This is a genomic window from Actinoalloteichus spitiensis RMV-1378 (genome assembly GCF_000239155.1).
Taxonomy (GTDB): domain Bacteria; phylum Actinomycetota; class Actinomycetes; order Mycobacteriales; family Pseudonocardiaceae; genus Actinoalloteichus_B; species Actinoalloteichus_B spitiensis.
The window spans coordinates 1-14,020 of sequence record NZ_AGVX02000031.1 but is presented as its reverse complement, the minus strand read 5'-3'; the positions used below and the strand labels follow the sequence as shown (position 1 = coordinate 14,020).

Genomic DNA, 14,020 nt, shown 5'->3' with positions numbered 1-14,020 from the left:
CCCGCCGCTGGCCGGATCCTCGGCCGCCGTTCCAGGCGGCGCCGGTGCGCGGCGCCGGAGACCTCGCACCTCCGAGCCGCCGGCGCGGGCCGGTGACCCCACACCGCTCGCGGGCCAGCCGACCTCGGAGGAGGGGACGCCGGCGGGACCCCCTGCCAGGTGGCCGCAGCCCTGTCGCCCCCCGGTGCCCGGGGCTGACGAGCCCAGCTGGTCACACACCGGTTCGCCCCATCCCCGGGGCGTCGCCCCGGACCTGACCGCCCCTCCGCTGGTCGCCCCCGGCCAGGACGAGCTCCACGCCCTCGGCGTGGGCAGGGGTCACCCCCGGGACACCGCCGTTCCGGCCGTCCGCGCCCTCCGGGGTGGGCCGGCCAGTCGGCAAGGCCAGGCGCACCCGACGCGGTCTCGCCGCGGCCCCCCGGCCCACCGCCCGCACGCACACCGTTCGCTCCAGGAGGCGGCCATCACCCCGCCCCGGCCCCTGCCAGGTCGCCTCCGCGCAACTCAGTTCGAGATCGGCTCCCGGCCACGGCTCCCGTTCCACCACCGGGAGCAGCACGGCCGACCGCTGGCGTGCCCTGGCGCTCAACCGCCGGAGCCGGGTCTCCCCCACTCCCGCGAAACCCGCGACCACCACCAGCTCGATGCCGTCCAGCAACGCACCCACCACACCGGGCAGGTCGGGGCCGGGGTCAGGGACCAGCGGCATCCGACGCACGGCCACTCCCGACTCGGCGGCGGCCAGCACCCCGACGGCGGGCATTCCCACCACCGCCGCCCAGGAGCCGGCGGCCGTGGCCTCGGCGAGCAGCGACAGGAGCAGCGCGGTGGACCCGCGCACCGCCACCGTGCTGCCCCTGCGCAGACCACCCCAGGGAAGCAGGGCGGCCAGTTCCGTTCGCACCGGCAGCACACGCGGAGCGTTCGGGCCAGCGCCCACGGCCATCCCCGACGCCGTGGCCACCCCGTCCATCGCGCTCAACGAGGCCACTGATGCGGCGACCACCAGCATCCCCTTCCGTGCCGGGCGACTGCCTCCACCAGACGGGCACGTCTGATGGGCGGCCGAGCTGGTACGCCGGCCGCGAGATCGCCACCGGGGGGAAGCCGGCGGACATCGGGTCGACGCACCCGCAACGGGCACCCCGACCAACCATTCGAACTTGTGTTCGAACGCGCTCCAGTAAACCCATCGCCGCCGGAGACGTCAAGGGGCACCCCCGACATCACTCGAGCGATACCGTGAACACCGGCCGGACCGGCAACGCCCAGGAGAAGGGGATCGTGACGTGAGCCAGCCGCCCCCACCACCGGAGAACCACGGCAGGACCGCCCCGCCACCCCGAGGGGCCGTCGCGGTCCCCAGACCTGGCCGTCCTCGCGGTCGTCTTCGCGGAGCGGTCGCGCTGACCGGTGGCCTGGCGGTCCTGCTGGCCGGCGGCGGAGGGGCGGCCTGGTACCTCTCCCGCCCCGCCGAACCCGGCACGGCCCCGACGGCACCCCCGGCCTCCCGGACGGCACTGGACCACTGCGCCCTGGTCAGTGAGGAATCGCTGCGGGCGGCGGGCACCCCCGACTTCCAGCCGTTCTCCCCTCCCGGCTCCACCGGCCCACCACCGGGCCAGTTGGTGGACGGCACGGCGTTCTGCTACTGGGGATCGGTGGGCGGCGACGGGGGAACCCCCGAGAACAGCCTCGCGGTCACCTTCGAACGCCACCGGGGCGAGTCCCCCGGCGGAGCCGACGCGGCGGCCGCCGACTGGCTGGCGCGGCTCCGGCGGGACGGACCAGCCGGCGAGGACGGGTTCCGGACGCTGCCGGACCTCGGGGACGAGGCCGTCATCCGCACGAGGACCCGGTACGACCAGGACGTCGAGGCCCACGCCGTGGCCCGGGCCGCCGACCTCGTCGTGCAGGTCGTCCACGGCGTGGGCCACCGCCCGGACGCGGACGGCGCCGACGCCGCCCACGCCAGCCGGATCGCCGAACACGTCGCCAGGGAGGTGCTGACCGCGCTCGCCAGCCGTTCGGGTTGACCACCCGCCCCACCCGGGACACCGGCACGACGGGGTGCTCGGCTCGCGCACTCGGACGACCGGCCGGGCGAATCGGCACCCCACCGGGAACACCCCGTCACCTTCGGGGAACACCGGCGGCCGTCAGCGGGGAAGCCCAGCCGCCGACGTGAGCGCGCGGCTGGTTGGCACCAGCTCGCCACCACCGACGGCCCCGCCCCGACACGGGGGCGGGGCCCGGTCGGCTCAGTGGGCGAAGTGCCGGGTTCCGGTCAGGTAGAGCGTGACGCCGGCCTGCTCCGCGGCCGCGATCACCTGGGGGTCGCGCACGGACCCGCCCGGCTGGACCACCGCCCGGACCCCGGCCTCCAGCAGCACCTCCAGGCCGTCGGGGAACGGGAAGAAGGCGTCGGAGGCCGCGACCGAACCCCGGGCCCGGTCCCCCGCCCTCGACACCGCGAGCCGGGCCGCGTCGACCCGGTTCACCTGCCCCATGCCGGCACCGACGGTGGCGCCCTCCCTGGCGAGCAGGATCGCGTTGGACTTCACCGCCCGGCAGGCCCGCCAGACGAAGGCGAGGTCCGCCAGCGTGGCCCCGTCAGCGGGTTCACCGGCCGCCAGGGTCCAGTTCGCCGGGTCGTCGCCGTCCGCGTCGATCGCGTCCGCCGTCTGCACGAGCAGACCACCGGAGACGGCCCGGGTCTCCAGGCCGCCCCGCGTCGGCGCGGCCGCCACCAGGATGCGGATGTTCTTCTTGCCCGCGAGGACCTCGACGGCGCCCTCGTCGTAACCGGGAGCCACGACGACCTCGGTGAAGATCTCGGCCACCTGCTCGGCCATCTCGACGGTGACCGGCCGGTTCACCGCGATCACCCCGCCGTAGGCGCTCACCGGGTCGCAGGCGTGCGCCTTGCGGTGCGCCTCGGCGACCGCCCCCTCCCCCGCCAGTTCGGACACCGCGATGCCGCACGGGTTGGCGTGCTTGATGATCGCGACGCAGGGCGACTCGTGGTCGTGGGCCGCCCGCCAGGCCGCGTCCGCGTCCACGTAGTTGTTGTAGGACATCTCCTTGCCGTGCAGCTGCTCCGCGGTGGCCAGCCCCGCACCGCCCTCGGTGGCGTAGAGCGCCGCCCGCTGGTGCGGGTTCTCGCCGTAGCGCAGCACGGCCGCCCGCTTCCAGGTCTGCCCGGTCCACCCGGGAAAACCGCTGCCCTCGTCGTCGGCGGCGAGTTCCCCGCCCATCCACGAGGCGACGGCCGTGTCGTAGGACGCGGTGTGGCGGAAGGCGTCGACCGCCAGCGCCCGCCGCTCCGCCAGCGTCGTGCCGCCCTCACGAGCCCGCTCCAGCAGCCAGCCGTACCGGGAAGGGTCCACCACCACCGTCACGTTGGCGTGGTTCTTGGCGGAGGCGCGCAGCATCGCGGGCCCCCCGATGTCGATCTGCTCCACGCACTCCTCGGAGTCGGCGCCGGAGGCGACGGTCTCCCGGAACGGGTAGAGGTTGATCACCAGCAGGTCGAACGGCGCGATGCCCAGCCTGTCCAGCTGCTCGCGGTGCGACTCCCGGCGCACGTCGGCGAGCAGACCCGCGTGGACCCTCGGGTGCAGGGTCTTGACCCTGCCGTCCAGGCACTCCGGGAAGCCCGTGAGCTTCTCCACCGGGGTCACGGGGACGCCGGCGTCGGCGATGCGGGCCGCGGTACCGCCGGTGGAGACGATCTCCACGCCCGCCGCGTGCAGACCGGTGGCCAGCTCGAGCAGGCCGTGCTTGTCGGAGACCGCGACCAGCGCGCGGCGGATCGGCCGCCGGTCTGCGGCCTGGTCGGCGGTCTCGGTGTGGCCAGCGGTCACGGGATGTTCACCTCTCGTCCGGTCACGGTGCAGCCTTCGCGGGCCAGCCGGGCGACCGTGTCGACCAACAGCCGGCGCTCCACCGTCTTGATTCGCTCGTGCAGGCTGTCCTCGGTGTCCCCGGGCAGCACCGGCACCGCCTCCTGGCCCACGATGGGGCCGGTGTCCACCCCGCCGTCGACCAGGTGCACGGTGGACCCGGTCACCTTCACCCCGTAACGCAGGGCGTCCGCGACGGCGTGCGCTCCGGGGAACGCCGGCAGCAGGGCCGGGTGGGTGTTGAGCACCCGCCCCTCGAACCTGCCCAGGAACCGGGGACCGAGGATCTTCATGAAACCGGCCGAGACGACCAGGTCCGGCCGGTGCGCGGCCACGGCCTCCGTGAGCGCCGTGTCCCAGGCGTCCCGGTCCGGGTGGTCCCCCAGCCGGACCGTGAAGGTGGGGAGGCCGGCCTCCTCGGCGCGGGCGAGCCCTCGGATGGCTCGGCGGTCAGCGCCCACCGCCGCGAGGGTCACCGGGAAACCGGGGGTCGCCGTGGCGTCGATCAGTGCCTGCAACAGGCTGCCGGAACCCGACACCAGCACGACCACCCTGGCGGGCACCGGTAGCGCGAGCCGGACGGACGCTGGGACGTCGACATCCGAGTTGGGGGAGCTCAGCGTGTTCTCCTGATCGCTCGACCGGGGCGGGACAGTGGGCCACCTGGGCTCGGGATCGCGGCTGATCAGCGACGGTCGCCCGCCCAGGAGGAGCCCCCAGCGTAGTAGCGGACCGTCCCGCCCCGGCCGTGAGGGGACCCCGGGCCCGACGCGGAGAACCAACGGTCACGCCCCGTCGCCCTGGGGCCGCACCGGCTCCCGCCCGCCCCTCCGCTCCGGCGGCTCGTCACCGTTCGGCCCGGGGGACGGACCCCGAGGGGCGTCGTCCGCCGACTCCGCCGGCCCCGGGGAGGCCTCCCGCGTCCGCCGGCCCGCCCCGACGGCCCAGGCCCAGGACTCCGCGCTCGTCCGCCAGCCGTCCGAACCGGAACGCTCGTCGCGACCCTCGGCCTGGCGGGGAGCGGGCGGGCCGGGCTCCGCGCCCTGCGCCGCGCCGCGAACGCGTTCGCCGGCACCGGGGTCCCGGACCGTCTCCGGCCGACCCGCCCGGGTGCGCCCAGTCGTGCCCCGCCCTCCGCGTGCCGCCTCTCCGCGCTCGACCCGTCCCCGTCGGCTCCGGCCCTCCCGTCCCCCGGTGTGGCGCGGCGTGCCACCGGCTGGGTCCGGGGCGCCGCCGCGGGAGTCCCGTCCTGACCGCGAGCGGGGTCGGGAGGACGAGGTGTCGGCTCCGGGGGCTTCCGGGGGCCGCCGGTCGTCCCGGGGCCGCCGGGGCTCGGGGGCCGCCGGGGGAACGGGGTTCCCGGCGCCCCCTGGCCCGGCTCCGGCCGTCACCTGGCGCGGTCCACCGTGAGCTCCCTCGTGCTCCCCCAGCTGGTCCTCGACGGCCTCCCCCGCGCCCGGCCCGCCGGTCCGGTCCGCACCCGCCTTCTCCTCCTGGTCGCCGGGGTGCGCGGCGACCGTCGTCTGGTCCGACGCGTCGGCCGCCTCCTCGCCGTCGTGCGCTCCGGGTTCGTCCGCGTCCCCTGGGTGGGGGAGCGCCTCCCGGCCCTCTCCCGACGCCGGGCCGCCACGCGCCACCCGGGGGACCGGCGCCGCCGGGTCGGGCGCCGAGTGGTCGACGTCCTCGACCGCCGTCGCGGCGGGCCGGCGGGGGCCGAGGAACCAGGCCAGGAGCGCACCGGGCACGGCGACCCAGCAGAAGACCGCGCTGGCGAACTCACCGGCGGGGATCCGCACGGCGCCGAAGGGGCCGTCGGCGAGTTGGCCACCCGCGAGCAACGCGGCCACGAACGCTCCCGTCGCGGCGAAGGCCGCCGACACCGCGACCGGGCGGAGCCGGGCGACCGGGTCGGGGGCGTCACCCCGGCACCGCCAGCCGACGAGCAGCCCACCGGCCAGTGGACCGAGCACCACCGCCGCCCACAACGCGTGCGGCCCCGTCTCCGGGACCGCCGCCAGCAGCGGGATGTCCGGGGTGGCCCCGGACTCCACCCGGAACGGCGACAGCTCCAGCCGTCCGAGCGACACCGGCACTCCGGTGCCGAAGGCCGCGACGGCCAGGAGCATGTTCGGGAGGTAGGCGAGGGAGAGCAGCAGGAGGCCCAACGCGGCCCCCGCACCCCCCGCGGACGTGAACGACTCGGCGGCCCGGCCCGCCCCGAACCCGAGGGAGACGGCGAGGACGGCGGCACCGCCGGCCATGACGGCGGAGAGCGCGAGCGCCCCACCCCGGAACCCGAGGGTGACGTGCGGCTCCGCTCCGGTGAGCAGCCGGCGGTGCCAGCCGTCGGCGACGGCCGTGCCCACCAGCGCACCGGCTCCCGCCAGCAGGCCCGGGTGGAGCGTGGCCGCGAGGACCGAGGCGACCGCCGGCCCGGAGCCGGGCGCGAGGCTGAGGACGAGCGCCACCATCGAATGAGCGAGAGCGGTGGATCCGACGATCCACCACACCTCGCGGCCGGAACCACCGGCCCGCCGGCACGCCGTGCCCGCCGCCGAGGCGACCAACCCGACCAGCAGGACGGTCGGCAGGAGCGGCAGCATCCCCAGCGGGTGGTCGGCGATGAGGAGCGGCACCTGGAAGGCCGCCAGCCAGCCGGCGCCGGTGGCGCCCAGCACCGAGGGCAGCGACAGCTCCGGGGCGCCGGCCGCCGAGAGCACCAGGGCGATGACGGCGGCGACCCCGAGGTAGCCGAGGACCAGACACCCGCTCGTGGCGGCGAACACGATCCGGACCCGTTCCCACCGCCCGACCCGCACCTCGGCCTCGGACGTGGTGGCCTGATCGTCCTCGGAGCGTCGGGCGCGAGCCGTCTGCATCGTGATCATGCCTGCCAGACTGGCAGAGGATGTGCTCCGATCAGCCCAACGCGACTAGCTCTTTCGGGTGAGAAAAACGGCGGGCCTGGGCCCGCCGTCCTCCTGGTCGCCTTGTTCGGTTGTCCGTCCCGGCCGCTCTGGCGGTCCGCCGGTCCCCGCGTCGGCGGGCGTCGTCGGCCGGGCCGGGGGTCAGGCCCCGCTGCCGCCGGGGGGAGTCCCGGGCTGCCCGTACTGGCCGGGCTGCTGCGGCTGCTGGCCGTACTGGCCGGGGGCCTGACCGTACTGGCCCGGCTGGCCGTACTGCCCGGGCGCCTGGCCGTACTGCTGCTCCTGCCCGTACTGACCGGGCTGGGGCTGCCCCTGCTGCGGGAACCCGCCGCTGGCGGGGTTCCAGCCGCCCTGCGGGTAGGCGGGCTTCGGCGTCAGCTTGATGATCTTCTGCTCCATCAGCCACGCCACGATCAGGGCCGCCGCCTGGAGCAGTCCGACGATGAGGGCGATGACCGGGACGGCGGCCAGGTCGGCGGAGCTGTGCACGATGGCCTGGAGGAAGGTGAGGGCGCCGAGCACGGAGAGGAGGGCCGCCGGCAGCAGCAGCCGGCCCATGTCCGGCAGCACCGTGAGGCCGGCGAGCACGCCGGCGAGCAGCATCGCGGTCAGCGACGCGCCCTGGCCGGTGAGGTGCAGGTAGACGCCACCCAGGTCCTCCGCGAAGGCGAGCAGGTAGATGACCAGGGCCAGGCCGGCCCCGGCGAGGGTGAGGACGAGTTGGAGGTTGAGCCCTCCGCTTGTGGGGGCCGGGCCTCCGGCCTGCGGGGGCTGGGCACCGTACGGGGCGGACATCGCGGGGTCTCCTCCACTAGGACGTGAACCGGCTGATCGGCTCCAAACGCTAACTGATACCTGGCTTGGACGGGCCGATGCCCGGTGGCGTTCCACACGAAGAGCAGAGTGGGGCCGGTCTCCGCCACGCGGAGTCCGGCCCCACTCTGCTCCCGGTGACCACCCGGTCACCGGCGTTCACGCGCTCAGCCGAGGTTCTGGAACACCTCGCGGGCGAGCTGCGCGGTCTCGCTCGGGGTCTTGCCGACCCGCACGCCCACGGCCTCCAGCGCCTCCTGCTTGGCCGCGGCGGTGCCCGCCGAGCCGGAGACGATGGCACCGGCGTGCCCCATCGTCTTGCCCTCAGGGGCGGTGAAGCCGGCGACGTAGCCCACCACCGGCTTGGTGATGTTCTCCTTGATGTAGGCGGCGGCCCGCTCCTCGGCGTCCCCACCGATCTCACCGATGAGCACGATGAGGTCGGTCTCCGGGTCCTCCTGGAAGGCGGCCAGCGCGTCGATGTGCGTCGTCCCGATGACCGGATCGCCACCGATGCCCACGGCGGTGGAGAAGCCGATGTCCCGCAGTTCGTACATCATCTGGTAGGTCAGCGTGCCCGACTTGGACACCAGACCGATCCGGCCGGGGCCGGTGATGTCGGCGGGGATGATGCCGGCGTTCGACTTGCCGGGGGAGATGACACCGGGGCAGTTCGGGCCGACGATCCGGGTCTTGCCGCCGGTGGCGACGGCGTGCGCCCAGAACGCCGCCGTGTCGTGCACCGGGATGCCCTCGGTGATCACCACGGCCAGGCCGATGCCGGCGTCGATCGCCTCGAACACCGCGGACTTGGCGAACTTCGGCGGGACGAAGATCACCGTCACGTCGGCGCCGGTGGCCTCCATCGCCTCGGCCACCGTCGCGAACACCGGCAGCGCCTGGCCGTCGAACTCGACCTTCTGCCCAGCCTTGCGGGGGTTCACGCCACCCACGATCTGGGTGCCGGCGGCGAGCATCCGACGGGTGTGCTTGGTGCCCTCGGACCCGGTGATCCCCTGGACGATGACCTTGCTGTTCTCGTTGAGGAAGATAGCCATCTCTGGTCTCACGCCCCCTGCGCGGCGAGTTCGGCGGCCTTGTCCGCCGCCTCATCCATGGTCTTCACCTGGACCAGTCCGGGCAGCGCCGCCTCGGTGAGGATGCGCCGACCCTCCTCGGCGTTGTTGCCGTCGAGGCGGACCACGATCGGCCGGGTCACGGCCTCGCCCCGGCTCTCCAACAGCTGGAAGGCGCTGACGATGCCGTTGGCCACCGCGTCGCAGGCGGTGATGCCGCCGAAGACGTTGACGAACACGGACTTCACGTCGGCGTCGGAGAGGATGATCTCCAGCCCGTTGGCCATCACCTCGGCGGAGGCACCGCCACCGATGTCGAGGAAGTTGGCCGGCTTGGCGCCCCCGTGCCGCTCGCCCGCGTAGGCCACGACATCCAGGGTGGACATGACGAGGCCGGCGCCGTTGCCGATGATGCCGACCTGGCCGTCCAGCTTGACGTAGTTGAGGTCCTTGGCCTTGGCCGCGGCCTCCAGCGGGTCCTCGGCGCCCTTGTCGACGAGGTCCGCGTGCGTCTCGTGCCGGAAGGCGGCGTTGTCGTCCAGCGTCACCTTGCCGTCGAGCGCGATGATCTTGCCCTGCGGGTCCCGGACCAGCGGGTTGACCTCGACCAGGGTCGCGTCCTCACCGACGAAGCCGTCCCACAGCTTCACGATGACCTCGGCGACCTGGTCGGCGACCTCGGCCGGGAAGTTGGCGGCCTTGACGATCTCCTGGGCCTTGGCCAGGTCGACGCCGTTGATCGCGTCGACGGGCACCTTGGCCAGCGCCTCGGGCTTGGTGGCCGCGACCTCCTCGATGTCCATGCCGCCCTCGACGGAGGCCATGGCGAGGAAGGTGCGGTTGGCACGGTCCAGCAGGAAGGAGAAGTAGTACTCCTCCGCGATGTCCGAGGCTGGGGTCACCAGCACCCGGCGGACGACGTGCCCCTTGATGTCGAGGCCGAGGATGCCCTCGGCCTTCTCCTGGGTTTCGTCGGGGTTGTCGGCAAGCTTGACGCCACCGGCCTTGCCACGCCCACCGGTCTTCACCTGGGCTTTGACGACGACGGGGACGCCGAGTTCCTCGGCGGCGGCCCTGGCCTCGTCGGCAGTGGCGGCCACGGCGCCCGGCAACACCGGCACACCATAGTTAGCGAAGATGTCCTTCGCTTGGTATTCGTACAGGTCCACTCGAGTCTCCTGCGACGTCGGTGTCGGACTCAGCAGACCCTAGCGACCTGCGGGGACGCACGGGAAATCGCTGGCGGTGAGGTCAATCACGGCAGTGAGACGCATCGCATCGGCGGATCGGGGGACCGGCGTCGGTCCCGCCTGACGGCCGGCTCCACGCGGGCCCGAACCCGGTCACGCACCGGCCCCCTGGGCGACGTTCCCGCGCACCCAGTCGACGATCTCGTGCGTGGGGGCGCCCGGGGTGAAGATCCGGGCGACGCCGAGTTCGGCCAGCCCTGGCAGGTCCTCCTCGGGGATGATCCCGCCACCGAACACCACGACGTCCTCGGCCCCCTGTTCCCGCAACAGCTCGATGACCCGGGCGAACAGGGTCATGTGGGCGCCGGAGAGCACCGAGAGCCCCACCGCGTCCGCGTCCTCCTGGAGGACGGTCGCCACCACCTGCTCCGGGGTCTGGTGCAGTCCGGTGTAGATGACCTCCATGCCGGCATCCCGCAGCGCCCTGGCCACGACCTTGGCGCCGCGGTCGTGGCCATCCAGACCCGGCTTCGCGACGACGACTCGAATCCGACCGCTCACGGTTTCCTCCTGGGGCGAACACGGGCTGGGCGGTGACCAGGATCGCTGGCGAACCGCCGCCGCCCACGGGACGGCGTTGTCCTCGGAGTCATGTCACACGAACCGCCACCCGCCGCGCGAGGTGTTCTCCATCACCACCCCGGAGAGACTAACGGCTGGCCGGGAGCCCCGTCCCGTTCCGCCGGGACCGGCCGGCCAGCACCGCGCCAACCACCAGGGACACCAGGCAGCACCCGGCCAGCCACAGCCCGGCGCCGGGAGCCCCGTCCGCCACCCTGGCGGCGGTCAGCGGGAGTTCGAGCATCCGCAGCGCGAGGAGGGCCGACGCCCCCAGCAGGAGCCCCACCGCCTGGCCGGGACGGGAGAACGGGGCGAGCGCGGCGGCCACGACGACGGCGATCAGGACCACGACCAGGCCCAGCGAGGCCACCCGGAAGTCGTTCCACAGACCGGCGGCGGCGAAATCCTGACCGGTGAGCACCGGGAGCCCGAAGGCGCCCACCGACCAGAGCAGGGCCATGGCCACGGGCACCGCCAGCACCTGGTTGACGGTGCGCTCGCTGAGGTCGACGTCGTCGCGTTCCCCCGCGCCGGCGGCCAGGGCGAGCACCCCGGCGAGCACGGCCAGCGGGACCGAGGCCATCGATGCCCAGGCGCCCGCTCCGAGTTCGACCCCCGGGTAGTCGAGCGCCATGAGGACGGGCTCGAGCGCGCTCGTCACGGCCAGCGGAACGGCGGTCCAGGCGACCACGAGGACCGGACGAACGGCGGCCGACCAGCGGGGGACCAGCATGGCGATGGACAGGCCGGCCACCAGGAGACCCGCCGGGACCAGGAGGCGGGCGGGGTACTCGGGTGGCTGGTCGGCGGCCGTCACGACGACCAGCTGACGCCCGGTGGCGGCGAGGAGCGCCGCGGCGCCGGCCGCCAGCCCTGCCAGTCCCGCCGCCCGGCGCAGCCCGGCCGAGCCGGGCAAGACCACGGTGTCCGACCGGCGCGCCTCGGTTGGCCCGGCGGCACGCAGACCGGTCGCGAACCCGAGCACGGCCAGCAGGGCGGCGGCGAGCAACGCCACCACCGGGCCCCACGCCACCCGCAGGTCCTCGCCGAGCAGGCCGGCCAGCAGCACGGGCACCTCGAACCACACCACGGCGAGCGCGGCGCCCACCAGCCCGCCCAGGACGGACTCTCCCGAGGCGGAGGTGGCGGCGAGCGTCGCGGCCAGCACGACGGCCACCGCGACGACGACGAGGCCGAGGCGTTCCCAGCCCGCCCCTTCCAGCGCTCCGCTCGGAAGCAGGTAGGGCGTCTCGGACTCGAAGGGTCGGGTGAGCACCCCCGCCGCCGCCGCGACCGAGACGCACAGCACCAGCGCCAGCAGCCCGGGCGACCCCGAGGAGGCCCGCTGCTCACCACCGAAGCCGTCGACGAGACGGGCTCCGCCGTCGCCACCGCCCGGCCCGGGCAGGGCGAGGAGCCCCGCCAGCAGGACGAGCGCCGAGCCCGCCAACGACAGCACCAGCCCCGCGGACGGTGAGACCGGGTCGAGGGTGTCCAGGAGGAACAGCTCGGGGCGCGCGGCCAGGGCCGGCTCGACGACGACCTGCGCGTCCAGGACCAGCCGGCCGAGGGCGACGAGGGACGGACCGAGCAGCATCCACCTCGCTGCCACCTGCCGCCCCCGCGAGACCAGCAGCAGGGCCACCGCCGGCACGAGGAGGCCGGTCACCGCCATCCACGGCCAGGAGGCGTAGGCGGGACCGTGCCCCCCGTCGGTGACCCCGACGACCGGCGCCAGTGCCACGAGCACCCCGCCCGCCGCGGCGACCAGCAGTGCGACACGCAGCCTCATCAGTGTGCTGACCTCCCGTGTTGTCCACGTCGGCGGCGAGTCGGCTACCGGCGAGCTCCGCGGCCCGGCCGCGTCCACCCTTCCACCACGCCGGCCGGTTCGACCCGGTTCCCCCGCCCCGCCCGCCGGTGTCGGGTGGTGGTGGTGTCGATCCCGGCCCCGTCCCGCCTCCGGGACCGCGCCCTGGGTGAAGCTAACAAGGTCACGGGCTGAATCGCCGCAACAGGCGGCAGTGTCCGCTGATCTTCCCGGATCGCCCGTCCGTCGCAGCGGGCGGCTACCCAGCGCGACGGGACCCGAGGGGAACGACCCCGGCTCCGAGCCCGCCGCCCGCCCGCCGGAGCGGTGTCCACAGTGCTCCTACTACCGTCGCTGACCTGCAAGGAAGTGACGAATTCAGTGCCACATCAGGAAAATTCACCACCAATTCCCCTCGTTCGAGTGACATATATCACGTTTCATCCACAGGTCCCGCCCAATCGACGCACCAGTTCCGGCCATCCGAGCGACGGTTACTCCACTCGCCGTAAGAAAATCCCCGTCGCCGACCCACCGTTCGACCCAGGGGGTTCGCACCGAGAACGGTGATCGCGCAAATGTCAACGGCACCGCCGGTGACAACTTGAGGGCCAGTGACCCCGGTCACCGACCCTGTGGTCCATTGGGGGACCCAGGGATTTGCCCTTAGGGGCCGCCCCCCGTTACTGTCCCCCGGTCCGTTGTCACGGTCTGGTCACGAACAGGACGCGTCGCTGGTTACCCCGACCCGCGAACCGGGATCCCCCGCCCGGTGCCTCGACCAGGCTCCCCGAAGACGGAAGGGCAGGCATTGGCTCGACACCGCTCACCTGGCGGCGGAAGCTCCCAGGTCGTTGAGGACGCGCTCGAAGGCGAACCCTCCAATCGGCCGAAGGGAGCGCACCGGCTTCCCCCGCCGCCATCGGCGCTTCGCGGTCGCATCATGGTGGCCGCCGTGGCCGCGGGCGCATTCGTCGCCGCGGGCCAGACGATGCAATTGCACCAACCAGACTCCAACAACCACGAGTCCACCGCGGACGGGGTCGTGCCGCTGGCGGCGGCCGGCGGCGCGGCAGCGGCCGGGCACCACCAGCAGTTCACCGGCGTCGGCGGTACCGCACCGGCCCCGGAGGTCCTCCCCGTCACCCGCACCTCGGACCAGTCGGACGAGGTCAACAACATCGTCAAGAGCCAGCAGATCGAGCAGGAGATCGCGGCCTACGAGGCCGAGCTGGCCCGCCCCAAGTTCTGGCTGCCGGCCGAGGGCCGCTACACCTCCGGCTTCGGCGCCCGCTGGGGCACCACCCACTACGGCATCGACATCGCCAACGCCATCGGGACCCCGATCCGCGCCGCGCACGACGGCACGGTGATCGAGGCTGGTCCGGCGAGCGGCTTCGGCCTGTGGGTGCGCGTGCAGGCCGACGACGGCACCATCACCGTCTACGGCCACATCAACACCTACTCGGTCTACCCCGGGCAGAAGGTCAAGGCAGGCGAGCAGATCGCCGAGATGGGCAACCGGGGCTTCTCCACGGGCCCGCACCTCCACTTCGAGGTCTGGGACCCGGCGGGACGCAAGATCAACCCCGAACCCTGGCTGAACGAGCACGGCATCTACCTCTGACCAGCTTCCGCCGGCGCGCTACCACGGGCGCGCCGGCCGGAGCCGGGGACT

The 14,020-nt window shown here is 74.0% G+C and carries 11 protein-coding genes; 2 read left to right on the top strand and 9 right to left on the bottom strand.

Translation table 11 applies throughout. The annotated features are described in order from the left end of the window. Positions 1-211: 211 nt before the first annotated feature. Positions 212-1,012, bottom strand: a complete 801-nt coding sequence (locus tag ACTIDRAF_RS26715; protein WP_016696982.1) for a hypothetical protein — start codon at positions 1,010-1,012, stop codon at positions 212-214. A gap of 277 nt (positions 1,013-1,289) precedes the next feature. On the opposite strand from ACTIDRAF_RS26715, the gene ACTIDRAF_RS31705 reads away from it, so the two are divergent. After that, a complete protein-coding gene (locus ACTIDRAF_RS31705; RefSeq protein WP_016696981.1) occupies positions 1,290-2,036 on the top strand; it encodes a hypothetical protein in 747 nt (248 codons plus the stop codon). A gap of 225 nt (positions 2,037-2,261) precedes the next feature. Here the strand turns inward: ACTIDRAF_RS31705 and purH are convergent, their stop codons facing one another. The 8 genes from purH to ACTIDRAF_RS0201670 all read right to left on the bottom strand — a co-directional run bounded on the left by purH (position 2,262) and on the right by ACTIDRAF_RS0201670 (position 12,324). Then, a complete protein-coding gene (gene purH / locus ACTIDRAF_RS0201705) occupies positions 2,262-3,866 on the bottom strand; it encodes a bifunctional phosphoribosylaminoimidazolecarboxamide formyltransferase/IMP cyclohydrolase (RefSeq protein ID WP_016696980.1) in 1,605 nt (534 codons plus the stop codon). Beyond that, positions 3,863-4,468, bottom strand: a complete 606-nt coding sequence (gene purN / locus ACTIDRAF_RS0201700; protein ID WP_016696979.1) for a phosphoribosylglycinamide formyltransferase — start codon at positions 4,466-4,468, stop codon at positions 3,863-3,865. Before purN ends, purH begins: the two co-directional genes overlap by 4 nt. Positions 4,469-4,690: 222 nt before the next feature. Then, positions 4,691-6,793: a cell division protein PerM gene (locus ACTIDRAF_RS31700; RefSeq protein WP_052168663.1), complete on the bottom strand. Its 2,103-nt coding sequence runs from the start codon at positions 6,791-6,793 to the stop codon at positions 4,691-4,693. A gap of 180 nt (positions 6,794-6,973) precedes the next feature. Then, positions 6,974-7,627: a DUF5336 domain-containing protein gene (locus ACTIDRAF_RS0201690; protein WP_016696978.1), complete on the bottom strand. Its 654-nt coding sequence runs from the start codon at positions 7,625-7,627 to the stop codon at positions 6,974-6,976. A gap of 185 nt (positions 7,628-7,812) precedes the next feature. Then, positions 7,813-8,703 carry a succinate--CoA ligase subunit alpha gene (gene sucD / locus ACTIDRAF_RS0201685; protein WP_016696977.1) on the bottom strand — a complete coding sequence of 297 codons (891 nt, stop codon included), beginning with the start codon at positions 8,701-8,703 and terminating at the stop codon, positions 7,813-7,815. 8 nt (positions 8,704-8,711) lie between these two features. After that, positions 8,712-9,890: an ADP-forming succinate--CoA ligase subunit beta gene (gene sucC / locus ACTIDRAF_RS0201680; protein ID WP_016696976.1), complete on the bottom strand. Its 1,179-nt coding sequence runs from the start codon at positions 9,888-9,890 to the stop codon at positions 8,712-8,714. A gap of 174 nt (positions 9,891-10,064) precedes the next feature. Beyond that, positions 10,065-10,472, bottom strand: a complete 408-nt coding sequence (gene icmB, locus ACTIDRAF_RS0201675) for a coenzyme B12-dependent isobutyryl CoA mutase small subunit (RefSeq protein WP_016696975.1) — start codon at positions 10,470-10,472, stop codon at positions 10,065-10,067. Between the two features lie 148 nt (positions 10,473-10,620). Continuing rightward, positions 10,621-12,324: a hypothetical protein gene (locus tag ACTIDRAF_RS0201670; protein WP_016696974.1), complete on the bottom strand. Its 1,704-nt coding sequence runs from the start codon at positions 12,322-12,324 to the stop codon at positions 10,621-10,623. 961 nt (positions 12,325-13,285) lie between these two features. Between ACTIDRAF_RS0201670 and ACTIDRAF_RS0201665 the strand changes: the two genes are divergently transcribed. Beyond that, positions 13,286-13,969 carry a M23 family metallopeptidase gene (locus ACTIDRAF_RS0201665; protein ID WP_016696973.1) on the top strand — a complete coding sequence of 228 codons (684 nt, stop codon included), beginning with the start codon at positions 13,286-13,288 and terminating at the stop codon, positions 13,967-13,969. Positions 13,970-14,020 lie beyond the last annotated feature (51 nt).

What these genes read in the sequence shown, in the direction of transcription:
- ACTIDRAF_RS26715 (WP_016696982.1), bottom strand. Translation starts at nt 1,012, where the DNA reads ATGCTGGTGGTCGCCGCATCAGTGGCCTCGTTGAGCGCGATGGACGGG.
- ACTIDRAF_RS31700 (WP_052168663.1), bottom strand. Translation starts at nt 6,793, where the DNA reads ATGATCACGATGCAGACGGCTCGCGCCCGACGCTCCGAGGACGATCAG.
- ACTIDRAF_RS0201670 (WP_016696974.1), bottom strand. Translation starts at nt 12,324, where the DNA reads ATGAGGCTGCGTGTCGCACTGCTGGTCGCCGCGGCGGGCGGGGTGCTC.
- ACTIDRAF_RS0201690 (WP_016696978.1), bottom strand. Translation starts at nt 7,627, where the DNA reads ATGTCCGCCCCGTACGGTGCCCAGCCCCCGCAGGCCGGAGGCCCGGCC.
- ACTIDRAF_RS0201665 (WP_016696973.1), top strand. Translation starts at nt 13,286, where the DNA reads ATGGTGGCCGCCGTGGCCGCGGGCGCATTCGTCGCCGCGGGCCAGACG.
- sucD (WP_016696977.1), bottom strand. Translation starts at nt 8,703, where the DNA reads ATGGCTATCTTCCTCAACGAGAACAGCAAGGTCATCGTCCAGGGGATC.